Source organism: Nitrospiria bacterium (assembly GCA_035498035.1).
Classification (GTDB): Bacteria; Nitrospirota; Nitrospiria; order JACQBZ01; family JACQBZ01; genus JACQBZ01.
Genome location: DATKAN010000017.1, coordinates 26,971 through 50,094, shown reverse-complemented (window position 1 = coordinate 50,094; position 23,124 = coordinate 26,971). Strand labels below are relative to the sequence as shown.

Here is a 23,124-nt window from a genome sequence, read left to right as displayed (position 1 = left end):
TGAATATGAATGATGAACCAGACCGTTCAAGCCTGTTTGTAAATATAGATCCCGAGCAGGATTCCCAGGATGCTGAAAAGATTGACCCGAAGCATGAAGCCGAAGGTGATCGAAAACAGTTTAAGGTCGATCGTAAACGGGGGATTCAGTCCGATGTCCTGGATCTTGGCAAAGATGTCCTGCAATGGACCCGCGGGCGCGATGGCCCTTAAAATTTCACCCAGCAGCCCGCCGAGCAACCCGCCGAGCAGAATGAAAAAAATCAACAACCAGGGCGTTTTGGTCAAGACGGCCATCGTTCTCACCTCGCAGTCGGGGGGTAGGGATGATCAAACACGCACAGTGCCGGGCCCAAGCGGCCGGGGAGATTCTTCCGTCGAAACGGTGAGAAGCTTAACTAGTTTGGACCCTGATGTCAAGGGAAAATCGATCAGGATTTTACGGTTTTTTCGGCCCGTCACAGCTTGATCCGGTTGACCGACTCGACGACCCGCGTCGGACGGTAGGGGAAGCGGTCGAGGTCCTCGCGGCGGGTCACGCCGGTGAGGACGAGGATCGTCTCCAACCCGCTCTCGATGCCGGCGACGATATCGGTGTCCATCCGGTCCCCGACCATCACCGTGTTTTCCGAATGCTCCGAGAGCCGTCGCAGGGCCGTGCGGATCATGAGGGGGTTCGGTTTTCCGACGAAGAAGGCCCGCCGGTCGGTCGCTTTTTCGATCAGGGCGACCAGGGCGCCGGTGGCCGGGACGATCCCCGTCTCCGCGGGACCGGTCACGTCCGGGTTGGTCGCGATGAACCGCGCGCCGTACTGAATCAGCCGGATCGCCTGCGTGATCCGGCGGTGATCGTAGTTCTGCGTGTCGCCCACCACCACGTACATGGGATCCCGCTCCGTAATCACGTAGCCGACGTCGTGCAGCGCCTCGATCAACCCCGCCTCCCCGATCACGAAGGCGGTGCCTTTTCGATTCTGATCGTCCAAAAACAGGGCGGTGGCCTGGGCGGAGGTGTAAATATGATCCGTCGTGACCTTCAGCCCGATTTCGCCCAGCCGGTGTGCCAGATCCCGCGGCGTCCGTTCCGAGTTGTTGGTCAGGATCAGAAACTTACGTCCGGACGACCGCAGCCGTTCGATGAAGCAATCCGCTTCCGGTATGAGGCGATGTCCGCGGACCAGGACGCCGTCCATGTCGATCAGAAAACTCCGGGCCGTTTTTTTCGGCGGTCGTTTCATCTCGTCCGCAGGGCGTCGAGGATATGTCGCGCCGCGCCCAGGAGCCCGACCGTCTCGTTCAGGATGATCCGGACCGGGATGGAGCGGAGCAGCGCGGCATATCTCCCCTTGTCCACAAACGCCTTCATAAAAGTCCCGTCTAATAAATTCGGAATCATTCGGGGCGCGATTCCTCCGCCCAGGAGTACCCCGCCGGTGGCCAGGGCCTTGAGCGCCAGGTTCCCGGCCTCGGCCCCGTAGACCGAGACGAACAGCTCGACCGTCTTGACGCAGATCTCCGACCGACCGGTCCGCGCGGTCTCGGTAATCACGGCCGAAGGGTCGCCGGAGGCCATTTTCTCGGTAAGCCAGCCCGGGACTTTGGCCCGGCCCGTGTCTTCCAGGAATTGAAAAATGTTCCGAAGTCCGGGACCGGAGACGAGCCGCTCGTAGCTTACGTGTTTGAACCGCTTCAATAAATATTCGAGCAAGGCGATCTCGGTCGGGTTTCGCGGTCCGAAATCGGTATGCCCGCCCTCCGACGCCGACGCGCGGTATCCCCCTCCGTTCCGGAACAGCACCGCCTCCCCAAGGCCGGTTCCGGCCGCGATGACGGCCCGGTTGCCGTTTCGATCGGCCTTTCCGGGATTCAGGACACGAAATTCACGGGCCCGGAGTCCCAGCGTCCCGTACGCCATGGCCTCGAGGTCGTTCAGCAGCCGCACGACCGGAATCCGGAAATTTCGTCGGAGGAGGTCGGCTTCCACGATCCAGGGCAGATTCGTGGTTTGAACACGGCCCCGCGCCACCGGTCCGGCTACGCCGAAACAGGCGCCGTCAATGGCGAGCGTTTTCGTCTGGAGGAACGTTCGGATCACCGCCTCCAGACCGTCATATTCCCGGCTCGGAAAAATTTTTCCACGGACACGGGTCAGCCTGCCGTTCGTCTTTCGGAAGAGGGCCAGGTGGGTATTCGTTCCCCCGATGTCGCCCGCCAGGATCATGATCGAGGCCTCTTCGCCCCCATGGTCTAAAGCGGTCTCCAGCGGCGCTTGTCCTGCTCGATGAGTGTTTCGGCTTCGTGAGGCCCCGTGCTTCCGGATTCGTAGATCGGAACCCGGAGCGTCTTGGCCCAATGGTCCAGGATGGGCGTGATGAATCCCCAGGACAGTTCCACCCAGTCCCGACGGGCGAAAAGCATCTGGTCCCCGACGAGGCAGTCGAGCAGAAGATGCTCGTAGGCGTCGGGCGAGGGTCCTTTGAAGCTGCCCCGGTAATCGAATTCCATCATGACGTTGTCCAGACAGAGTTTGGGCCCCGGATGTTTGGATTGGAAGGTCAGCTGGATCCCTTCCTCCGGCTGGATGCGAAAGACCAGGGTGTTCGGCTGGATGTCTTGCGGGGTCAGGGGGTTGAAAAGCAGATGGGGCACCCATTTGAACTCAATGGCCACCTCGGCCTTTCGTTTGGCGAGCCGCTTGCCGGATCGGAGATAGAACCGGACGCCCTGCCAGCGCCAGTTGTCGATATAAAGCTTCAGGGCCGAGAACGTCTCGGTGGCGGAGTCCCGTGCAACGCCCGGCTCCGACCGGTACCCGGCAACCTCCCGACCGCCCTCGCGGCCCGGGCCGTACTGACCCCGCACGGCGAAGCGGTCGAGCTGGTCCATCGGAATGGAACGAATCGACTTGAGAACCTTCGTCCGCTCATCGCGAACCGTTTCGGGATCAAAATTCGCGGGAGGCTCCATCGCGATGAGGCAGAGGAGCTGCAATAAATGATTTTGAAACATGTCCCGAAGGGCCCCGGCCCGTTCGTAGTATCCGGCCCGGTGCTCGATGCCGAGGCTCTCCGCGACGGTGATCTGGACATGGTCGATGTAGCGCCGGTCCCAGATCGGCTCGAAGATGGCGTTGGCAAATCGGAAAAAAAGGATGTTCTGAACGGTCTCTTTTCCCAGGTAGTGATCGATCCGGTAGACCTGGTCTTCTTTGAAGACCTGAGCCACCTTCCGGTTCAGGGCCTGGGCCGAGGACAAATCCGTCCCGAAAGGTTTTTCGATGACGATCCGGTTCCAACGGGCCGTCTTGACGGGGCGGTTCAAACCGGCCCCGCCCAGGTGTTGGATGATCCCCGCATAGGCGTCCGGGGGAGTCGCCAGATAGTAGAGCCGGTTCCCGCCGGTCTGGTGGTCCTTGTCCAGTTCGTTCAGCCGCTTGGTGAGGCGCGAGTAATATCCCGGCTCCTGAGAATCGCCGGGCAGGTAGTGGAATCGACCGAGGAAGTGTTCCACCTCCGCGTCCCGGATAGGTCCGCTCTCTTCCACGGCGCGGATGGCCTCCCGGACGTGCTTGCGGAAGAGGTCGTCGTCCATCCGGGAGCGGGCCGATCCGATGACGTACCAGTGCTTCGGCAGCAGGCCGGACCGTATCAGCCGAAACAATGCCGGGATTAGTTTTCGTTGGGTCAGATCACCCGAGGCCCCGAAGATCACCAGGCCAAAGGGATTGGCCTGGGGTTCATTGGCGGTGCTTTCCGGGGGCGGGATCCGAAGGACCTTGGCCTTTCTCATGGCGCGACTCCTATTCTAGGGGCTCGCGTCGCCCCCTCCACCGGCTGAGCCGGACGGAGCCTCCCCCTCTCGCTCGCTTGGCTCTCTGGGTAAATCCGCGAGGGGAGACTCACGGGTATGATACCGCAATTTCGTGGTAATGCCAAATGGAGGGCGGAGGGAAGGGCGAAGGGCGGATCAGTCGGATTTTTTGTTGAATCCTCTCTTCGGCGGGGCGCTCGGGGTTTGCGGCGGGGCGCTCGGAGTTGGGGGCGGAGGGCTTAGACCTCCCGACGGCGAATTGAATTGTCGCCCCGGGGAGGGAAGGCCCGACGGGGGGGGTACTCCGATCGGGGGGGCAACTCCGAATGGGGGGCCGTACCACCAATAGGGATACCCGTAGTAGTAGGGATCCCAATAGTAATAATTGTAGGGATAATAATAGGGCGGGGGATAGCCGTAGTACGCACTTCCTTCCTGGGAGATAGAGATGAACCGCGCCGACAGATAGGGGTAGGTGTACTCGTATTCGTCGATCATATCGACTGTTTTCCCGATGACTTCGCCGACCACCGTGATCCTCCGGTTTTTCAAAACGGCCGGATCGTGGTGCTCCGGATCCACAACCATGAAGCGCCCCTGCGAGGCCTCCGAGGGAAAACTTGGCTGATCGTAACGATCCAGGGGGAGTTGAAGAACTTCGATCTGGGTGCCGTCCTTCAAACTCTTGGCCCGGAGAACAACGCCTCCCAGGGCCACGAGCTCCCCTTTATGGGCCTCGGGGTCCCGCTTCAGTTCGGTGAACGTGACGGTGCGGTTGACCTCTTTGTCGAACGGTTCCGGGATGGCGTAATAATTCATGCACCCCCCGATCCAGAGGGGGATTGCGAGTCCGAGCAGGGCCAGGGGGTACCGGAGCGTCATAGAGTTATTTTCCTTAAAACGTGGTTCGAATGCCGGCCTGAAAGGAGTAGACATCGAACAGGGAGGCCTCGAAATTCAAGGCCGTTTTTCCCGCACGGTCCAGGAAGACGTCCGTTCCGAAGAAGACCCCGAAATTATCCCGCTCCTTCACGTCAGCCGTGGCCGTGAAATTGGTTGTGAAATTGGCGTCGGGCCCGGAACGGACCCGGTCCTTCCCGTCCACCTTCGACAAGCGGATGCCCCCGTAAGGACCGAAGTCGAAATACCGGACGCTCCCCCCCATCAAGAAGGTGTATTCATTCCATTGAATCGTCTCGTCCGCGATGGTCGGAAAGAAATTATTCGAAGGAGCCGGACAATTCGGAAGCCCGGTACATTCCCGCGCAATCTGCGTCTTGTCGTTCGTGGAATTGTGCAGGTAGTTACCCTCGACAAACAGTTTCAGCCCATCCCGATACGGTTCCCGGTAAAGGTTGATGCGCATCCCCCCGCCGTAAGCCCCGTTCATGGAGGCGTCGTAATCGTCAAAATCATCGATGGTCAGATCGGCGCCCCCCCCCTGAAGATAAAGATTCACAATATCTCCGATGTTGACTCCGGCCTTGGCGATCACTCGTGTGGAATCGGCGGTCCCGTTGACTTTGAAGCTCGTAAGCGCGGAGCTTTTCTCCACGATATCCCGAGAGTAGACCCCCACGTTCATCTGGAAATAGGGTTCAACCGTTCGGTCGTCCGACATGGCCGCGCGGGCCCGGGGAGTCCAAGCGAGGAGAATAACGAAAACCGCCAATGTGCCGAAGCTTAATTTCATGGCATGACCCGCAGGAGGGTGTCCTTGCTATTAATTGTACCCAATACGTTATCCGAGAATCAAGCGAGATGCTGATGAGGAGGGGCTCGCCTCGCCCCCTCCGCACTTCGGCTGCGAACCGCGGAGTGCAGGCCGGCTCAACCGGAGGGAGCAACTCGACCGGGCTCGTCGAAGTCCTCCCCCTCTCGTTCGCCCCGCCCGCTTGGAAAATCCTCGTTGATGATGCAAACCCGAAGACTTCGCGTTACGCCTTCCTCCGAAACGCAATAACCGGTATAATAGGACCCCGGGGGGTGCCCGAGATTAAAATGAAGGTGTTGAATCCGAAAGATCTCGTGTTGGCCACTCGGCTGGACGCCGGTCAGGTCGCTTCGCTCCTGAGCCCGTATGGGCTTAGAGAGGTCTCGAAGGCCGATGCCAACCTGCAGGCCATGGCGGAGGATCCTCGTGCCCGTCAACTCCTGGCCGAGATCATCGAAGAGCTCCTGGGTTGTCTGTCCCGCTCTGCCGATCCCGATCAGGCCCTCAATCTTTTCGAACGATTCACCAGGACGACGATCAACAGGATCCATCTGCTCTCCTATCTTAAAGAGACCCCCCGGGTCCTGGAGCTCCTGGCCACCACGTTCGGCGGCAGCCCGTTCATGGCCGAAATCCTGATCCGTGATCCGGAATATCTCTATTGGATTTCGGATCCGCGGCTCCTGGATCGGGAGCGGAAAAAGAAGGACCTGATGCGGGACCTCTCCGACGCCCTCAGGAATTTCAAGACCGTGCCGAAGCAGCTCGACGTCCTCCGGATTTTCAAGCGAAGGGAAATTCTCCGCATCGGCGTTCGGGATCTTTTGAAGAAGGCCACCGTCGAGGAAACGGGGGCGGCCCTCTCGATCCTGGCCGAGGTCCTGATCCAGAAGGCGTACGAAATCTCCGCGCGGCAGATGCGACGCGAGCAGGGGACGCCGTTCCACAAGGATCCCTCCGGCCGGAGGGTCCGGACGGGTTTCACCGTATTAGCCATGGGCAAACTCGGCGGCGGGGAGCTCAATTTCAGCTCGGACGTGGACCTGATGTATCTCTACGCGTCGGATCGGGGCGGGATATATCGAAACGGCGCTTCGGGCCGGCCCGGGACGATGTCGAAGGAAGACTATTTCAAGCGGCTCTCCCAAAAAATCACGGCCGCGCTGAGCGATGTCACGCCGGAGGGTTACGTCTACCGGGTCGACCTGCGGCTTCGCCCGGAGGGAAAAATGGGAAGCCTCGCCCATTCCTTGGAGGCCTTCCGGCGTTATTACACCTCCCGCGGAGAGACCTGGGAGCGATTGGCCCTGACCAAGGTCTGGCCCGTCGCGGGCGACCGTTTGCTCGGAATGAAATTTTTGAAACAGGTGAAACCCTTTATCCACGACCGGCCGTTTGACCGCAAGGCGAAGGACGAAGTTAAACGGATCAAGGAGCGCATCGATCAAAAACTGTCCGCCCGCGGACAGAGCCGCCGGAATGTCAAATTGGGATTCGGCGGGATCCGGGAGATCGAGTTCATCGTTCAATCGCTTCAGGCGTCGTTCGGAAGGAAGGTCCCGGGAATCCGGGAACGGAACACGCGGAAGGCCCTCCGGCGCCTGCTCGAACACGGCCTCCTCTCGGGGCCGGAGCATCGCGATCTTTCGGCCGCCTACCGGTTCCTGCGCGATGTCGAAAACAAGCTCCAGATGGTCTCGGATGTTCAGACCCACGCCATCCCCGAGGAAGCCGGAGAGGTCCGGGCCTGCGCCGTCCGCTTGGGTTATCGCGACGGCGGTCCCGACAGCGCCGTCGACCGTTTCTCAAAAGACTATGACGCCCACACGGGCCGGGTGCACCGGATCTTCCAGGATCGCTTCGGGGACGGCGGGCCGTCCGATCCCGCTTAGGAGGGCTTCGTCCGACCGGGGGGCCATTCCGTCGGGGGGAAGGAAAACCGTCGGGAGAAGAACGCGTGGACGTTCTTCATGTGGCGGTGAACGTCGTCGGCCAGCCTCCTCGCCCCCTTCTTCCAGTCCGCCTCGTGATAGCCCAGGCGCCGCGCGAGGAATTTGAATTCGTCCGAGGACTCCTCCGGCAGGATCAGGTCCTCGGCGTTGCCCCGGACCATCCGAAGTCCGTCGATCAGATTTCTCAGAAAGAGATAGGCGTCGCGGAGAAGGCCGACGTCTTTCTTGGAGAGAAGCCGGAGGCGGCCGAGCCGGTCCAGCGCCTCCAGCGTATTGGGCGTCCGCAACTCCGGATGGCGATGGCCGTGCTGGATTTGAAGATACTGCGCGGCGTATTCGATGTCGATGATCCCCCCCGGGCTGTATTTGACGTTCACGCCCCCCGGCCGGACCCGCTCCTGGACCTGGCGCTGCCGGAGATGGAGGGCCGAGTCCCGGTCCCAGGGTTCGACGCCGAAGACGAACCGGTCGCGGTGGTCCTCGATGGCGCGACCCAGTGAAGGATCCCCGGCGACGAAGCGGAGCTTGGTCAGGGCCTGTCGCTCAAACGGCGCGGCCTCGCCGGCGGCCTGATAGTAGGATCGAAAACGGTCCAGGGAGACGGCCAGCGGACCCTTGGTCCCGTCCGGCCGGAGCCGGAGGTCGATGTGGAAGATCCCTTCCTGCCGGGCCTCGATGAGCCGGAGGATCTCCTGGCACAGTCGCTCAAAGTACAGGCTGTTCTCGACCGATTCCGGACCGTCGGTCCTCCCCGGCCCGCCGTAGACGAACAGGAGCTCGATGTCGGAGGCATATCCCATTTCCCGCCCGCCGAATTTCCCGAGGCCGCAGACGGCGAAGGGGCAGACCGCGCCGCTCTCCAGCCGCGGGCGGCCGTGTTTCGAGCGCAAAACTTCGCGGCCGATACGGGCGGCATGATCCACGACCGCCTCGGCCAGATCCGTAAGCGCGGATGAAAAATCGGTCAGGGTCGCCATGGGGTCGATCAAATGGCTCATGTCGATCGAAAACATTTCGCGGTCCTTGAATTCATTCAGAATCCGTTTCTTTTCATCCGGGGTCGCGCCCCGTGCGAGTCGGGCCGCGAGGTCCCGGGAGAGGGCCGGCTTTCCCGGCCGCCGTGGCCGTTTTTTGATGCCCTCCAACACGGGCATCAGGTTCTCAAATTGCATCCGAAGGAAGTCCTCCCAGAGAAAGTCGCTGGCCCCCAGCAGATGGGCCAGGAGATCCAGCCCTTGCTTTTCTTTGAACAGCTCGATGAAAGGGGCGGCCGTTTTTTTCTCCATCACTTTGTCCAGGAGTTGATCGAAAAACCGGATCGCCTTGGCCGGATCCGGGGCCCAGGGGAGAAAATGGGTGAATTGCTTGATCAGGACCAAGGCGATCCTCAGGGCCTTCTGCTCCCGCTCGCCCTCGATCTTGCGGCCCTGCCGGTTCGAGATATAAAATCGGTCGCGGGCCTCGGCCTGGACGCTCTGAATCCGGACCTTGTGGATATAAACGTCCCTCAGGGCCAGGGCATTCGAGAGGGCGTAGAGAAAGGCGGGAGTGTCCTTTGAATGGACGTCCATCACGGTCCATTGCGGATCGCTGCGGTTGTCGAATCGAACCTCCACCGGATAAAGAAGCCCGGCAAACGGGCTTTTCCGCTTCTCCATCCGCTCGACCAGCCGGCGGTTCAGGTGTTCCCGAACCGCCTCCGATTGGCCCTCTCCCAAAAGACGGATGAGCCGATCCAGCTCGTTTTCAAATTCCAACCTTTTGGCATCCGTAAACGCTTGTCCCGGCCGCGCGCGTACGTCGAACACGTCGACGATCTTTTTTCGACCGGGGATCGGGCGGCCGAACCTTCGGGGCCAGCGGCCCCGTGGAAAAGAAGGCGGCTGCGGCCCGGGCCGTCGATCCAGGAAGGTATGGCTGTGGCCCTTTTGAATTTCGAGTTCGAAGGAGGCGAGCAGGCCGCACAGAATGGAAAACTCCGAAAAATAATCGAAGGCCACGATCGCGATGTTGAACCGGTCCTTTCCGCGCGGGGTGATTTTAAGTCGAACCGGATGATCGGCGTTCAGGTCGAGGGACATTTTAAGATGCGTGCGGATCTCGCGCGGCGTGAAAACCGTAAAATAATCCCGATCCATTCCGGAGACGAAGTCCTGGACGGCCGAAGGGTCCGAGTCCCTTGAGAGAAGCGCGATCGTTTTTTTCAAATCCCGGCCGTTCTCCATCGGAGGGTCCTTTCAGGAAGAGTGTTTCCTAACACTATACAGAAGGACGATCTCCCGATTCAATCGATTGTAGGGGCTTGCGTCGCGGCCTATCTTGTCTGGGGGCCCGTGCGGCAAAATAGAATACTGGTCCTCCGATGACCCCAGACCCCGCGCTCGGATGGGCCAAGCCCGATCCTCGCTTTCACCGGCCGAGCGGCTCGACTGAGCTCGCCGAAGTCCTCACCCTCTCGCTCGCCCTGCTCGCTGGATAACGACGCCTGTCTGTGCTGCCTGAACCCAATCCTTGAGGTGAATCCGGGCCGGATTCTGATGTATAATCCGCTTGAAGGAGATCCGGTTTCTTGAGTTCATCCACGCCTCTGCCGTTTCGGGTCAAAGTTGCCGCCGCATTTGCGTCCGTTTACCTGATCTGGGGATCGACGTTTTTGGCGATTCGGTTTGCGATCGAGACGCTGCCGCCTTTCCTGATGGCGGGCTTTCGTTTTGCGGTCGCAGGCGCGGTGTTGTACGGTTGGTCACGTCTGGCCGGAGCAAAACGGCCGGCCCGAATCCACTGGGGCGCCACGACCCTGATCGGCGGCCTGCTCGTCTCGGTCGGCAACGGGGCCGTGGTCTGGGCGGAGCAACGGGTCCCATCCGGGCTGGCGTCGTTGTTGATCGCGACCGTGCCGATCTGGATGGTCCTCTTGGACTGGATTGGGTGGAACAGCGCCCGGCCGAGTCCCTGGGTTATGACCGGGCTGGGATTGGGGCTTGCGGGGATGGCGCTGCTGGTCGGACCGGAAAAGCTGTCGGGCATCCATCGCATCGATCCGGCGGGGGCGGCCGTGCTGATCGGAGGAGGCGTGGCATGGGCGGCCGGATCGCTCTACTCCCTGCGTGCGCCGCTGCCGGAATCGCGGCTGCTGGCCACGGCGATGGAGATGCTGACGGGGGGCGTGCTGCTCTTGCTGGCCGGGCTGGCGACGGGCGAAGCCGCCGCGTTGCAGTTGGGCGCCGTTTCCCCGCGCTCGGCCCTCTCGTTGGCCTACCTCATCGTCTTCGGCTCGCTCGTGGGGTTCACGGCCTATATCTGGCTGCTGAACGCGACCACGCCCGCGCGCGCCTCGACCTACGCCTATGTAAATCCGGTCGTGGCGGTCACCCTCGGCCGGGTCCTCGGGGGCGAAACGCTCTCGGCCCAAATCCTTCTGGCCGCCGCGATCATCGTGGCCGCCGTCGTTGTGATCACGACCGATCGCGCGCGCTCCGTCAAACAATAATCCGACTCAAAATACCTCGTGGCCGGCCCGGCGTCCGCGGAAGGCCGTCCCGGTTACGCGGAGCGTTCCCCCGCGGCCCGAAAGATTTTCCTCCAGAGCGAATGTGACCGGAAGGAACCGTTCAATCACCCAGAGATTTGTCTTGAGATGTTCGGTGACTTCCGAGACGGTGACCATCGATTCGCCTTCGGCCAGGGCCATGTAGAGCGCGGCCTGATCCGCCAGATGACGGTCCAGAGCCCCGGGGCCGTTCCAGTAGCCGATGAAGTCCTCCACCGCTTCATCCGCCACCCGTTCCGCCCGCTTGCCGAGTTCACCCAGCGCCGAGAAGCCGGCCCTCACGTTTTCAAAATCGGCCCGAATGAAACAAAACGATCCTTGGCCCGGGGATTCGACCGTCCCGGTCTCGCCCCGCGGTGCCAACCCCCGCTCGGCCAGCCGTTGCGTCGCCCGTTTCAACTGACGCTCCGCGATCGATAACGGGAGACGGGCCACCGTTGAGATGACCCGGAGGGACTTCAAGCGGCCGCGTTCCACGATCCGGAGCGGCCTCAAACAACTCGGAGACGGCTCCACGATCGCTTCGATCTCTCCGCCGCCCCTGGGGTAAAATCCCGATCGGCGAATTTTGACCTGCGCCCGGAGGCCCATCGCCGAAACGGTGTGCAGAAAAACGTCCCGCAGATATTCGGCCGGCGGGCTCCAGGCCACGTGAGTCCCGCCGTGCACAAGGATTCGGGAGGGACTTCCGGCAAAGGACAGCGGAGGAAGGAGGGTCTGGAGGACCAGGCTTGTGGAGCCGGCGGTTCCCACGTCAAAGGCATGACGCCCCGCCTGAACCTCGCCGGGGAGGAAACGGAGGTCGGTGGAATTCGCCCGCGCGCCGACGAGGCTGCCGCGGCAGATCTGCGCGGCCGCTTTCGCGCTGATCAGGTGCTGGGGTTTGAGCCCGGGGGCTTTCCGGCTCGATCGAATCCGGCGTATCCTCACCGGCGTTCCGGTCAAGGCCGAAAGGGCCAGGCTGGTCCGGAGGATCTGGCCCCCGCCCTCCCCATGGCTTCCGTCAATCTCGATCATTTTGAGTCTCCGAACTGAATCATCCTTACTCCATGCGTCATTCTACCACCCCGGCCCTAACTTTTGGAGCCCTTGCATCTCATCCGAGCATGGAATATAATGACAAGGCTTGGCCGACATCCCTTGATGAAGTATTAGCCTGCCTGAAGGCTTTACGCGCCCACCCTGTCCGCGATGTTGGCATCCGAGGCATGATACGGGTTGATCAAGATGTCCGTGTTTAAAAATATCAGCATCAAAACCAAGCTCCTCCTGTTGACGATCACCAGCGTGGTCGCGATCTTATTCGCCTCAAACTATTTCACCCAGAGCATGATCGAAAAAAACGCCGAGGCCAACCTTCGACAGGAAACCGAGAATGTTGTCAAAGAGATCGATTCGGCCGTGGCGACCGTTTATCGCAACCTGACCAATATCGATGAAATCAACGAAGACCTGATGGACATGATAACGATACATTCGGATATCGAACGCATCGATCTGTATTCATTTTCTCCGGAGGGAATGCTTCTTCCGGTCACATCCAAAATGAGTGTCCCGCATCCCCCGGCGTCCCTGTCTCAGGATGATATCGATAAAGTAAATATGAATCAGATCCTTTACAAACCGGAACGAATCGGAAAAGTGAACTACGTCAATGTGATTTCGCCGTTCCATCTCAAAAGCCGGGTGATCGGTTTAATTCAGATGAAGCTGTCCCGAAAGGAGTATGACCGGCTGCAAAATGAGGAGCGCAGCCATGCCTTCGTCATCACCCTCCTCTCCGTTCTGATGATTGGCGGCCTCTTTGCGGTTTCCATGACCCGGATGATCCATCGCCCGATCGAAAATCTCCTGAAGGCGATGGCCAGGGTCAAGGCGGGGGATTTGACGGTTTCGATTTTCTCCGAGACGCAGGATGAACTCGGCCGACTGACCCAAAGCTTTAATTCGATGATCCAGACGATCAAGCAAACCGCCGAGGCCAATCAGGCGCTCCTCGGCCGGATTCATACCTTTAATGAGGAGCTACAAAACAAAATTGACGCGGCCACGGAAGAACTTCAGACGAGGAACGACGAGTTGACCCGCGCCAATCGGTCGATTTACCAGATGCAGAAACAACTGTTGCAATCCAACGAACTCGCGGCCATCGGCCAGTTGGCCGCAACGGTGGCCCATGAATTGGGAACCCCGCTCCACTCGGTGTTCGGCCATCTCCAGCTTCTTCTGGTGGAGAGCGGTCTGTCCGAAGATGCTCGGCGCCGCCTGTCCATCATGCAGTCTCAGCTCGAACGGCTGATCAACAGCATCCGTCAGTTGCTGAACACGACGCGGTATCCGGAAACGGACTTCGATTGGATCGAGCTGAACGTGATCCTGGATGATCTTTGCGTCCTGTTTTCACCCGAAACGATCGCCAAGCAAATCACGGTGGTCAAGGAATTGGACCCCAATCTGCCCAAGCTCCTGGCCAGTCACAGCCAGATGCAGGGGGTTTTCCTGAACTTGATCGACAACGCCATCGACGAATTATCCGGCGGCGGAACCCTGCGAATTCGAACAAAGCGGACCACGCTACCGATTGACGCTTCCTTTCCCGCACGGGAGGAGGCCGCGAAAACCGATTGGGTCGAGGTGACGGTCCAGGACAACGGCCGGGGAATCCCGCCGGATCAGATTCAGAAGATCTTCGAACCTTTTTTCACTTCCAAAGATCCCGGGCAGGGAAGCGGTCTTGGTTTATCGATCTGTCGGGACATCGTTCAGCGCCACGGAGGGACGATTAGCGTGGAAAGTCGATTGACGGAGGGAAGCCGGTTTATCGTCCGCCTTCCCGTGAGAAAGCGAGGGTAAGAATGGTGGCGTCTCCTCGGATCCTTGTGGTGGACGACGACGCAGTTGCGGCGGATCTCCTCCGGGAGGTCCTGACGAAAGAGGGATATCGGGTTCAAACGGCCACCCAAGGTTCGGAAGCCATTCAGACGGGGAGTCGCACCCCCTTCGACATGGTGATTACGGATTTGAAGATGCCGGATGTCGGCGGGCTCGAAGTGGTCAGGGCCTTCCGCCAAAAGAGTCCCCACACGATCATGATCGTCATCACGGCCTTCGGCTCCTTTGAGACGGCGATCGAGGCCATTCAGAACGGAGCCTACGATTATATCAGCAAACCGTTTAAAATCGATGACATCAAGGTGACGGTTCAACAGGCCTTGAATCAGCAGCGCCTCGTCCGGGAAAATCTGTTTCTCCCGACCGACGCGGCGGAGAACCTTCCTCTGGAGACCGTCATCGGCAACAGCCCGAAGATGCTGGAGATCTACAAGCTGGTGGCGCGGGTCGCCCGCACCGATACCACGGTCCTGATTCAGGGCGAAAGCGGGACCGGGAAGGAGTTGATCGCCCGGGCGATTCACAGCCACAGCCACCGGGCCGAGAAGCCCTATGTTGCGGTGAACTGCGCCGCGCTTCCGGAGGGTCTCCTCGAAACCGAATTGTTCGGCCATACCAAGGGGGCGTTCACGGGCGCCTGGACGAATAAAAAAGGCTTGTTTCTGGAGGCGGAGGGGGGGACCTGTTTTCTGGACGAGATCGGAGATATCACACCTTCTCTTCAGGCCAAATTGTTGCGGGTTCTGCAGGAACGGGAGGTCCGCCCGGTGGGGGGAAGCGAAACGGTCAAAATCGATGTTCGGATCCTGGCGGCCACCAATAAGGATCTCAAATCCCTCGTGAAGGCCGGGCGTTTCCGAGAAGATGCCTTCTACCGGCTTCACGTCGTGACGATCGATCTGCCCCCGCTTCGGGAGCACCCGGAAGATATTCCGCTCATGGCGAATCATTTCATCAGGACGGCCTGTCAGCGCGCCAAGAAGAGCGTCTCGGGGATTTCCAAGGAAGCCATGGAGATCCTGACGCGATATCATTGGCCTGGCAATATCCGCCAGCTGGAAAATGTCATCGAGCGGGCGGTAACGCTCACGACCAACAACGTCCTGCTGCCTTCCGATATTTCCGAAGACTTACCTTCTCGGGATGACGCCCCTTCCCGGTCTTCCTCGGACGCGCTGATTACGTTGGAAGAAATGAAGCGGCGCTACGTCGAGCAGATCCTCAACCAGACCGGCGGCAATCAAAGCAAGGCGGCCGAGGTATTGGGAATCAACCGCAAGACGCTTTATCGACTCAGCAAGCGGCGTGAGCACAACACTGAGAACTCCTGACCGGAGACCTAAAGTCTCTTGACGGAACAAAAGGTTCACCTCCCCATTCCGAATCAATCCCCTCCATTTGATGGGATTTACTCCTCGGCGCTCAACGCCCGCGTTTGGCCGGTTTATGTGAAAAGATCAATATGCACAATCCAATGAGCACGAGAAGGCTTAGCGATGCCGAATAGCGGCTCAACGCCAAGCCCCCCTGGCTTACGGGTTTGTCCAGAAAGTCGCCGACCACGGCTCCAAGCGGTCTCGTCAGGATGAAAGCCGCCCAGAAAAGCGTGGGGCGAGATAGGGGTGTCAGATAGTACGCGGCGGCAAGGATCGCCAACATCGCCCCAAACACGATCGCGCCGCCACTGTACCCAAGACCGGCTGTATCGGCGGTCCAATCGCCAAGCGCCGTCCCCAAGGTCTGAGAAAACATGATGGTTACCCAGTAGAACATTTCGGATTTCGGAGAGCTTACCGTATCCACAGCGACCGAACCAAGAGCACGATGCCAAATGAGGAGTGACGTCATTAGAAGGGCGAACAAAATCGTTGTTCCGCCCGCATACCCGATACCCAGCGACCGGTCCGCGAAGTCGGCCAATGTCGTTCCAACCGTTGTCGTTGCAACAATGGTCGTCCAGTACACGACCGGATGAAAGCGCTTTGCGGATACCTGGGCTATTACGGCCGCGATGAAGATCACCGAAAAAATTCCGGTGCTCACGAGATAACCGAGATTCATCGACATGGACACGGCGTCTCCTCCGGTCTCGCCCAAGGTCGTGGCCAGGATCTTTATGATCCAGAAAATCAGAGTAACCTCTGGCACCTTGCTGAGAGTCTCTTTCATTGCCATGTCCATTTTTTTATTGCGACCGGTGGATCGTCAAACCTGCGGGAGCCGGGAATGATTGGATTGATCCGCATCGTCTGCGGAGATCAATTTCCTGCTCGACTTCCATCGTTAACAACGGTATCTTACTATAAATATAACTCAAACCAAAGTGTGTTAGGAGAACCGACGAAGTATTTTGGCGACCGAGAAAACTGTTCATGCCTTGTTGAATATGTCGGGAAGGATTTTGAAGGGTATCGTGTTTAATTTCCGACCGCGGCCGGACAGCGGTCCCCCCCGGCGACGCGAATCAAAAAAAACGACGCTGGAGCCGAATAAAGAAGTCCCATGGTGAGACAAAAAGCCCCGCTTCTAGTTTCTATCACGCCCCGCAAGCTCGTTTAAGGCGATCCAATCGACCATTCGTTCAATACCCGATCCCTGGCATGTCTTTTGCTATTTACAATTGAGTTCAGAAAATAGACCGAAATGGTCCGCTTGCCCTTTGGGAAGCCGTTGGGGCCGCAGTCGGTCATCGAGGAGAAGAACGGGTATCCGTACGGCATCAAAGAGCCGGCACTGCAGCGCCGGCTCCGTGAGGCGTAACCCCCCCCTTTGTATCGGCTGCGGGCCTTCCCGCGCCGCTACCGGCCCGAGACGCCTCTATTACCCCGACGGAATATTTCGGCCGGAGCCGTCGGATACCCGATATTCTCTTTGAAGACGCTATCGGATCTGGGTCGGCGACATGAAAAAGTGAACCGTAATCCCTCAAGCCAAGCACCGGGAATGGGATTGGACGCGCGGCGTGATTCCCTGTTACAATGTCCACGCCATGACAATTCCATCCCACCAAAAACAAATCTTCTTTCATGTCGGGCTGGCCAAAACCGCAACCACATGGTTGCAACACAAGGTCTTTCCCAAATTCCGCGGGATATATTACGTAAAGAACACGCGGTATCGCCGTTACGCGTCGATCATCGGCGGGTCGCGACATCCGAAGTATCTCGTTTCACGCGAATTTGACCGGCAACTGGAGAGGGAAGTGAGCCGTTTCGCGGCCCTTTACCCGCAGGCCCGTCCGATCATCGTGCTGCGCCGGCACGACTCGTGGATCGCCTCCCAGTACCGCCGCCGCGTAAAAAACGGATTCGGTTTGCTTTTTGACTCCTTTTTCGATCTCGACAACGATCAAGGATACTGGAAGCAAAGCGATCTCTATATGTATCCAAAACTCCAGGTGTTGGAAAAATATTTTTCCCGCAAACCGCTGGTCCTGTTTTATGAAGACCTGAAAGCCGACCCCGTGGGATTCGTGGACAAGATTGCCCGTTGCTGCGGCGCGGAATACGATCCAAAACAAATTTCCTTGAATCCCTTTCACACGTCGTACGCCGATAAACAGCTCCGGATCCTTCGAAGCGTCAGCCGGTATCTTTTTTCTCCCGTGCAGCAGTTCTCCGGGCCGAGGGCCTGGCACTGGATTCAGAAACGTTCGCGATCGCTCGTTCTTTATTCGATCCTCTACCCGTCTTTATTGATACCGGAAACCTGGCTGCCGAAGGGCGAGTTGATTCCAAAAGAGCGATTGGAGGAAATCCGAATCCGGTATTTCGATGACTGGCAACAATGCCGGGATTATGCGGAACGATATAACGCGTTGGCGGCGGAATCGGATCCCCCGGGTTCACACCAATCATAAAAGGGAAGCCGTTGAGACGTCGGTGCCTTTTTTTCATGTTAGCCGGTCTGGTACTGCTGGTCGGCCTTCGAATCGACACCTACTCCTTCCCCGTGAGCGTCTACAAGAACGGAGATCCTCCAAGTCCATACCATGACTACAAGGGATTGATCCATGTTCATACCACGTATTCGGACGGAGCGGAAACGGTGGAGCAGCTCGCCGCGACCGGCAACCGTGTCGGGTTGGATTTTCTCATCTCCACGGACCATAACACCCTTCGGCCGGTGACCGACCGAAAGGAGGGCTGGTACGATCATCTCCTTTTTCTGAGCGGCGAGGAGATCGGCATGGAGGGAGAGTACACCTTGGCCTTGGGAATTTCCAAGACGGTCAAGCGAGACAACAGGGATCCCCAATCCGTTATAGACGAGGTCCAAAAACAGGGCGGGATCGCTTTTATTTCCCATCCGCTGCATCCCCAATCCGGATGGAAGACTTGGGGAACCACCGGGTTGACGGGGATGGAGATTATCGATAACGCGTTGCTGTATAAGCAGGCCAACCGACTCGCCTTCCTCTGGAGTCTGATGACCTATCCCCTGAATACCTCCTATGCCCTTCTCAATCTTTATCAGAGACCCAAGGATGTCTTGGAAAAGTGGGATGAACAAACCCAGATGGAGAAGATGGTGGGGATCTACTCCGCGGACATTCACGGTCAGTTCCGCATTCGAAAACGTTATACCATCAAGTTTCCCTCTCCGGAAAGGGTCATGCCGCTTGCCAGCAACCATGCACTCTTACCGGAGCCTTTTAAAGGTGCTTTGGCCCAGGATAAGAAAATGCTGTATGATGCCGTAAGGGAGGGACATCTCTACATCGCCATGGATCTCCTGGGTGATCCGACCGGTTTTCTTTTTCAAGGAATCACGGGAAGCGGGGAGCGAGTTCTCATGGGAGATGAATTGACCCAACCCGGTCCGGTAACCCTGACGGCCTCGCTCGGCACACGCTTCCGGCCGGAATCCTACCGGATCAAGTTATTCAAGGACGGCATGCTGGTTGCCGACTCTTCGACAAACCCCCTGGTCTACGAGGCCGAGGAAGAAGGGGTCTACCGGGTGGAGGTCGAGCTTAACCGGCCATCCCCTTTTTGGACCCACCAAACATACACCTGGATTTATTCCAACCCGATTTACATTCGCGGCAATTCTAGTTAAAGGTCCGCATGATCACCTGCCCAGAGCGAGATGGAAGAGCGGTCTCCAGAACCTGAACAAAAAAAAATTTTGATTTGGGCGTGGTTTTGGGCCTTGTTTTTTTTCGTGGCCCGACTGGCTTATATTCCCCTCATCAATCTGGCTCCGGACGAGGCCTATTACTGGGAATGGTCCAGGCACCCGGCACTAAGTTACTATGACCAGGGCCCCATGCTGGCCGTGGCCATACGGTTCGGGACTTTTTTGTTTGGGAATACCGAAATGGGGGTGCGTTTTCCTGCGGCGCTCTCGGGCCTTCTGGTTTCCACCGTCGCCATTGGGTTCTGCCGTCGCATATTGAATCAGCCGCGGGCCGCGTTGTGGGCCGTGCTGGGCCTCAACGGCATGCTTTTGTACGCGGTGGGCGGGGTCTTGATGGTGCACGACTCGCTGCAGGTGGGTTTCTGGGCGTTGGCCTTGGCGCGTATGGCGTGGGCGATAGAAAGACCGGGTCTGACGGCGTGGTTGGGTTTCGGATTTTTCGGCGGTCTTGGTATTTTGAGTAAATATACCGGGGTGTTCCTTTTTCCCCTGGCGGGATTGGCCCTGGTGAGCCATCCGGAATTAAGACCCAAGCTTAAATCCGCGGGCCCCTGGTTGGCCTTGCTCCTGGGCGTGCTGTCCGGAATTCCCATCCTGGTCTGGAACGCTCAAAACGAGTGGCCCTCCGCCCGGCACGTACTTTACATCGGAGGGGCCAATCCTTCCCGGCATTCCCTGGCGAGTCTTCCCGAATTTTTGGGGTCTCAAGTGGGCGTGGTGACCCCGATTTTATTCATGTTGATTTTACAGGTTTGGTGGGAAGCCTGGCAGCGGCGGCGTGAGGGAAAGTTGCCGCCTCAGGAATGGATATTGTGGTGCTGTTCATTTCCGCTTTTTTTGTTTTTTTTGACTCTATCCATCCGGACCAAGGTGGCGGGGAACTGGCCGGCCCCGGCTTATTTCGGTGGAGTACTTTTGGTGGCCGCAACCCTCTCACGGCACCAACGCCTCCGATCCCCTTGGGTCCATTGGGGGCTGATTTTGGCGTTTGCGATGACCGCATTGTTGCATTGGCAGGTTGCAAGGCCTTTTTTACCCATTCCCATTTCTGTGGCGAGAATCGACAGCACCTCCAGGGTGGACGGATGGAATGAACTGGCCCGACACGTGGAAACTTTGCGGCGGAATCTTCCGGGTCAAAGCTTCGTAGGTTGCAGGACTTATCAAATTGCCGCGGAACTTGGATTTTATCTTCCCGACCATCCCCAGGTCGTGATCCTTCAAGACCGAATCATCAATCACCAGTATCGCTTTTGGAACCGCCCGGAAGACCGTGTTGGACAGGACGCTATATTGGTCGTCGGGGAAGTTTGGGAAGTCAACGAAATGATTCACCGCTTCGACAAGGTGGAACCTTTGGAAGATTTCCCGTTCTTCCGAAACGGAATCGAGGTGCAACGTTTCCATTTCTTCCGCGGGGTCAATTTCAGAGGCTGAACGTCAGGGACTTTTCGAGCGACCCGTGCTGTCTTACGGTTTTTTGACAGCCTTGAACACGGTCGGATCCTCCGGACCCTCGACAACGAGTGCGCCGAGAGCACCCTTGGCCACACGGAAGATGCTGTGATCCACCAGCAGGTAGGTGGCGGGTGCGTTGACCTTGAATTCCACGATGACCGCCCCGGCGGACGGAACCAGCGTCGTCTGGACATTCCGGTTGACCGCCCCGTCCAGGGCCCCATCGAGATAGACCTTGTCAAAGATCTCGCCGATGACATGGAACGATGAGGCGCTGTTCGGTCCGATGTTCCCGAAGAAAATCCGAACCGTCTCCCCGGGCTTCGCTTTCAACGCGCCGGGTCCCAGAAGGGCGCCCGCGCGTCCGTTGAAAACCACGTGGTCGGGATGCTCGGCCAGGCCCTTCTCCATGGAGAGTTGGTAGACACCCGATTGGTCCGAGGCCTCGGTGAAGAATTCGCTCTGCATTACGTAGTATTCATGGTCCACCTTGGCCAGCCCTTTCGCGGGTTCGACCAGGATCAGGCCGTACATGCCATTGGCGATATGGGCCGGAATGTTGGGCGTCGGGGAGGCGCAGTGATAAATGAAAAGACCGGGGTTCAGGGTCTTGAACTGGAAGACGGCCTCCTGTCCCGGATTGACCAGGCTGACGGCCGCGCCCCCTCCCGGCCCGTTGACCGCGTGGAGGTCGATGTTATGGGGCATTTTGTTGTCGGGGGAATTTTTAAGATGCAGCTCCACCGTGTCCCCGACACGAACCCGGATCATCGGCCCCGGCACCGTCCCGTTGAAACTCCAGAATTTGTATTGCACCCCTTCGGTCAGCGTGCCCACAAACTCCTTTGCCTCCAGATTGACCACCACCCGGGCCGGCTTCGTCCGGGCGATCGGTTGCGGAACGTTGGGGGCGGTCGTGAGCTGAGCCACCACGGGGGTCTGGGCTTCCACCGCCGGGATTTGGATTGCCACCGTCATGAGGAAGAGTAGTAAGACCGTCGATATCAACAACAAATATGTTTGACGCATAGGATCCTCCTTGAATTAGCGGTCTGTCGCCGGCAGGTTCAGCGGCACATGCTCGGGGCAGTCCGTTTGAAGCTTCGACTCGCCGATCGGCATGCCGGCGAAGCCGCAGTAATGGGGTTTATCGGATCCGGGATAACGGTCCTGACCAAAAAATTGGCACCCTTGACAAATGCGTGAAATGGAGATCAGCCCCCGGTTCAGAAATCCCTTGGTCAACGTGACGAGCAACGACAACAGATGTTCTTTTTCCTCGTTCGAAAGCGATGATACGATGCGTTGAATCTCCGCCTGGGCCTCCTGCAACGTGTGGGCCAGCGTGCGGCCCCGGCGAGTGAGCGACAATTTGACGATCCGACCGTCCCGATCATCCCGGGCCTTCCTGATCAGCCCTTTCTTCAGCAGAACGCGAGCGGCGTCACTCAGGGTCGGCGCCGACAGGTCGAGTTCATCGGCGATTCCGCCAATACTTTTAGCATGATGCTGTTTGAGGAGGGACAGGACCAGTTGGGATTGCAGACCGCTTAGCCGGTGCCGATAGGCGGCTCGTTCCGATTGCAGGAGGACGGCACGGCTCAACTGATGAAGTCCGACACCAATCCGCTCCTCGATCGGGGCCTTCAAATAATCCGCATTCGGCCTGCCGTGACTGTCTAGGGTGGACATAGAGATATAGTTAGGAGTCCTAAATTTTTGGTGATTTTAACCCCGGCCATCGAATTTGTCAAGTTCCAGGATGTGTTGGAGCCGTTAATAATAAAGCAAGGGGCGATTCAGTTCGGGCCCTACGCGGGATCCTTTTTCCTTCTCATGTACTGTTCATAGAGCTGGTTCACACGACGATCACGGACATAGTCGTGGTTTCGAAATCCCCCGCCGAAGATGCGGGGGATATGGAGGAGCTCGTGGATCAGCGTTTTGGTCTGTTCGGCTTCGGTGAGACGGTCGTAATTTTCAGAGACGAGCTCGATCACGTAGTGGGCCGGGATGGACAGGGCGGTCTGAAGTGCTTTGGGTAATCCGTGGCAGCGGGCCAGGATGCGGCGGCTTTTCGTCCCGCGGCTTCGGATCGCGCGGACGCGTCCGGGCTGGATGTGGGTCATTTCAAGCGAGCGGATGATCCTCCCGAGTTCCTCATCGATTTCCGGTGCCGGTAGATATTCCAACGCATGCCCCCTATCCGAATGGACTATAACCAAGCGCTTCGAAAAAGGCAAGGCTCTCGGACCAAGGCGAGGGACGTTTCTGATTCTAATCGTCTTCCCGGGGGATCAAGCCAGGAACCGCACTTGCTCCTGCCACTTGATATTCGCCCCGTGATTATCTTATAGTGAATGTTCGCATTACTTATTAGGTGGAAAGCAAGTTAGGATGTCTTCCGATTCAGTCTTAGTCAGGGGTAAGACGGTTGCCAAAGCTCAGACCGACATCTGGGAGTGGGTGCTCAGGTCGGCCATCATTTTGAGTCTTTCGGGTCTCGCCTACGTCATTCTATCAAGCCACCTTTTCCGTCCATTATTTCGCGAAACCGTTCCCCTCCATTGGGCTCGGTATATTGAGCGCCCGAGCTTTTTGTGGGTT

Annotated in this window: 19 protein-coding genes; 7 read left to right on the top strand and 12 right to left on the bottom strand. The window is 58.4% G+C overall.

Annotated elements, in window-relative coordinates:
- Window positions 1–26: 26 nt before the first annotated feature.
- The 6 genes from VMN77_02955 to VMN77_02930 all read right to left on the bottom strand — a co-directional run bounded on the left by VMN77_02955 (window position 27) and on the right by VMN77_02930 (window position 5,502).
- The gene (locus VMN77_02955; protein HTN42737.1) at window positions 27–296 is read right to left on the bottom strand and encodes a DUF4321 domain-containing protein; all 270 of its coding nucleotides are present in this window, start codon (window positions 294–296) and stop codon (window positions 27–29) included.
- Between the two features lie 161 nt (window positions 297–457).
- Window positions 458–1,237 (bottom strand): HAD-IIA family hydrolase, encoded by a 780-nt coding sequence (locus VMN77_02950; GenBank protein HTN42736.1) that lies wholly within the window; start codon window positions 1,235–1,237, stop codon window positions 458–460.
- Window positions 1,234–2,220, bottom strand: coding sequence for a glucokinase (gene glk, locus VMN77_02945; GenBank protein ID HTN42735.1), 987 nt, complete (start codon window positions 2,218–2,220; stop codon window positions 1,234–1,236). The genes VMN77_02950 and glk overlap by 4 nt, the downstream gene beginning before the upstream one ends.
- Window positions 2,221–2,246: 26 nt before the next feature.
- Entirely contained in the window at window positions 2,247–3,788 is a 1,542-nt protein-coding gene (gene zwf, locus VMN77_02940) for a glucose-6-phosphate dehydrogenase (protein HTN42734.1), read from the bottom strand.
- Window positions 3,789–3,965: 177 nt separating this feature from the next.
- On the bottom strand, window positions 3,966–4,691 hold the full coding sequence (locus VMN77_02935; protein ID HTN42733.1) for a Slp family lipoprotein: 726 nt from the start codon (window positions 4,689–4,691) through the stop codon (window positions 3,966–3,968).
- Window positions 4,692–4,704: 13 nt separating this feature from the next.
- Window positions 4,705–5,502: a hypothetical protein gene (locus VMN77_02930; protein ID HTN42732.1), complete on the bottom strand. Its 798-nt coding sequence runs from the start codon at window positions 5,500–5,502 to the stop codon at window positions 4,705–4,707.
- Window positions 5,503–5,795: 293 nt separating this feature from the next.
- On the opposite strand from VMN77_02930, the gene VMN77_02925 reads away from it, so the two are divergent.
- On the top strand, window positions 5,796–7,415 hold the full coding sequence (locus VMN77_02925; GenBank protein HTN42731.1) for a hypothetical protein: 1,620 nt from the start codon (window positions 5,796–5,798) through the stop codon (window positions 7,413–7,415).
- On the opposite strand, the gene VMN77_02920 is transcribed toward VMN77_02925, so the two are convergent.
- Window positions 7,412–9,700 carry a hypothetical protein gene (locus VMN77_02920; GenBank protein ID HTN42730.1) on the bottom strand — a complete coding sequence of 763 codons (2,289 nt, stop codon included), beginning with the start codon at window positions 9,698–9,700 and terminating at the stop codon, window positions 7,412–7,414. The genes VMN77_02925 and VMN77_02920 overlap by 4 nt on opposite strands.
- 344 nt (window positions 9,701–10,044) lie before the next feature.
- Here VMN77_02920 and VMN77_02915 point away from each other — a divergent pair, with 344 nt between their 5' ends.
- The gene (locus tag VMN77_02915) at window positions 10,045–10,965 is read left to right on the top strand and encodes an EamA family transporter (GenBank protein ID HTN42729.1); all 921 of its coding nucleotides are present in this window, start codon (window positions 10,045–10,047) and stop codon (window positions 10,963–10,965) included.
- 6 nt (window positions 10,966–10,971) lie between these two features.
- Here VMN77_02915 and rtcA read toward each other — a convergent pair whose 3' ends face one another.
- Window positions 10,972–12,042 carry an RNA 3'-terminal phosphate cyclase gene (gene rtcA / locus VMN77_02910; protein ID HTN42728.1) on the bottom strand — a complete coding sequence of 357 codons (1,071 nt, stop codon included), beginning with the start codon at window positions 12,040–12,042 and terminating at the stop codon, window positions 10,972–10,974.
- Window positions 12,043–12,252: 210 nt separating this feature from the next.
- On the opposite strand from rtcA, the gene VMN77_02905 reads away from it, so the two are divergent.
- Window positions 12,253–13,878, top strand: coding sequence for an ATP-binding protein (locus VMN77_02905; protein ID HTN42727.1), 1,626 nt, complete (start codon window positions 12,253–12,255; stop codon window positions 13,876–13,878).
- A gap of 2 nt (window positions 13,879–13,880) precedes the next feature.
- A complete protein-coding gene (locus VMN77_02900; GenBank protein HTN42726.1) occupies window positions 13,881–15,248 on the top strand; it encodes a sigma-54 dependent transcriptional regulator in 1,368 nt (455 codons plus the stop codon).
- Window positions 15,249–15,339: 91 nt separating this feature from the next.
- Here the strand turns inward: VMN77_02900 and VMN77_02895 are convergent, their stop codons facing one another.
- Window positions 15,340–16,098 carry a hypothetical protein gene (locus VMN77_02895; protein ID HTN42725.1) on the bottom strand — a complete coding sequence of 253 codons (759 nt, stop codon included), beginning with the start codon at window positions 16,096–16,098 and terminating at the stop codon, window positions 15,340–15,342.
- 808 nt (window positions 16,099–16,906) lie between these two features.
- Here VMN77_02895 and VMN77_02890 point away from each other — a divergent pair.
- From VMN77_02890 to VMN77_02880, 3 genes are all read left to right on the top strand, one after another.
- Window positions 16,907–17,776 carry a hypothetical protein gene (locus VMN77_02890; GenBank protein ID HTN42724.1) on the top strand — a complete coding sequence of 290 codons (870 nt, stop codon included), beginning with the start codon at window positions 16,907–16,909 and terminating at the stop codon, window positions 17,774–17,776.
- Between the two features lie 35 nt (window positions 17,777–17,811).
- Window positions 17,812–18,978 (top strand): hypothetical protein, encoded by a 1,167-nt coding sequence (locus VMN77_02885; protein ID HTN42723.1) that lies wholly within the window; start codon window positions 17,812–17,814, stop codon window positions 18,976–18,978.
- A gap of 93 nt (window positions 18,979–19,071) precedes the next feature.
- Window positions 19,072–20,496, top strand: a complete 1,425-nt coding sequence (locus tag VMN77_02880; GenBank protein ID HTN42722.1) for a glycosyltransferase family 39 protein — start codon at window positions 19,072–19,074, stop codon at window positions 20,494–20,496.
- A gap of 33 nt (window positions 20,497–20,529) precedes the next feature.
- Here the strand turns inward: VMN77_02880 and nirK are convergent, their stop codons facing one another.
- From nirK to VMN77_02865, 3 genes are all read right to left on the bottom strand, one after another.
- Window positions 20,530–21,546 carry a copper-containing nitrite reductase gene (nirK, locus tag VMN77_02875; GenBank protein HTN42721.1) on the bottom strand — a complete coding sequence of 339 codons (1,017 nt, stop codon included), beginning with the start codon at window positions 21,544–21,546 and terminating at the stop codon, window positions 20,530–20,532.
- 15 nt (window positions 21,547–21,561) lie between these two features.
- A complete protein-coding gene (locus VMN77_02870; GenBank protein HTN42720.1) occupies window positions 21,562–22,167 on the bottom strand; it encodes a MarR family transcriptional regulator in 606 nt (201 codons plus the stop codon).
- A 161-nt stretch (window positions 22,168–22,328) separates the two neighbouring features.
- Window positions 22,329–22,709 carry a putative metallopeptidase gene (locus VMN77_02865; protein HTN42719.1) on the bottom strand — a complete coding sequence of 127 codons (381 nt, stop codon included), beginning with the start codon at window positions 22,707–22,709 and terminating at the stop codon, window positions 22,329–22,331.
- Between the last annotated feature and the right edge of the window lie 415 nt (window positions 22,710–23,124).

Excerpts from the sequence above, each read along its gene's own strand:
- VMN77_02885 (HTN42723.1), top strand. The coding sequence starts at position 17,812 with ATGTTAGCCGGTCTGGTACTGCTGGTCGGCCTTCGAATCGACACCTAC.
- VMN77_02930 (HTN42732.1), bottom strand. The coding sequence starts at position 5,502 with ATGAAATTAAGCTTCGGCACATTGGCGGTTTTCGTTATTCTCCTCGCT.
- VMN77_02950 (HTN42736.1), bottom strand. The coding sequence starts at position 1,237 with ATGAAACGACCGCCGAAAAAAACGGCCCGGAGTTTTCTGATCGACATG.
- VMN77_02895 (HTN42725.1), bottom strand. The coding sequence starts at position 16,098 with ATGGACATGGCAATGAAAGAGACTCTCAGCAAGGTGCCAGAGGTTACT.
- VMN77_02935 (HTN42733.1), bottom strand. The coding sequence starts at position 4,691 with ATGACGCTCCGGTACCCCCTGGCCCTGCTCGGACTCGCAATCCCCCTC.
- VMN77_02890 (HTN42724.1), top strand. The coding sequence starts at position 16,907 with ATGACAATTCCATCCCACCAAAAACAAATCTTCTTTCATGTCGGGCTG.
- nirK (HTN42721.1), bottom strand. The coding sequence starts at position 21,546 with ATGCGTCAAACATATTTGTTGTTGATATCGACGGTCTTACTACTCTTC.
- VMN77_02905 (HTN42727.1), top strand. The coding sequence starts at position 12,253 with ATGTCCGTGTTTAAAAATATCAGCATCAAAACCAAGCTCCTCCTGTTG.
- glk (HTN42735.1), bottom strand. The coding sequence starts at position 2,220 with ATGATCCTGGCGGGCGACATCGGGGGAACGAATACCCACCTGGCCCTC.
- rtcA (HTN42728.1), bottom strand. The coding sequence starts at position 12,042 with ATGATCGAGATTGACGGAAGCCATGGGGAGGGCGGGGGCCAGATCCTC.
- VMN77_02920 (HTN42730.1), bottom strand. The coding sequence starts at position 9,700 with ATGGAGAACGGCCGGGATTTGAAAAAAACGATCGCGCTTCTCTCAAGG.
- VMN77_02900 (HTN42726.1), top strand. The coding sequence starts at position 13,881 with ATGGTGGCGTCTCCTCGGATCCTTGTGGTGGACGACGACGCAGTTGCG.
- zwf (HTN42734.1), bottom strand. The coding sequence starts at position 3,788 with ATGAGAAAGGCCAAGGTCCTTCGGATCCCGCCCCCGGAAAGCACCGCC.
- VMN77_02955 (HTN42737.1), bottom strand. The coding sequence starts at position 296 with ATGGCCGTCTTGACCAAAACGCCCTGGTTGTTGATTTTTTTCATTCTG.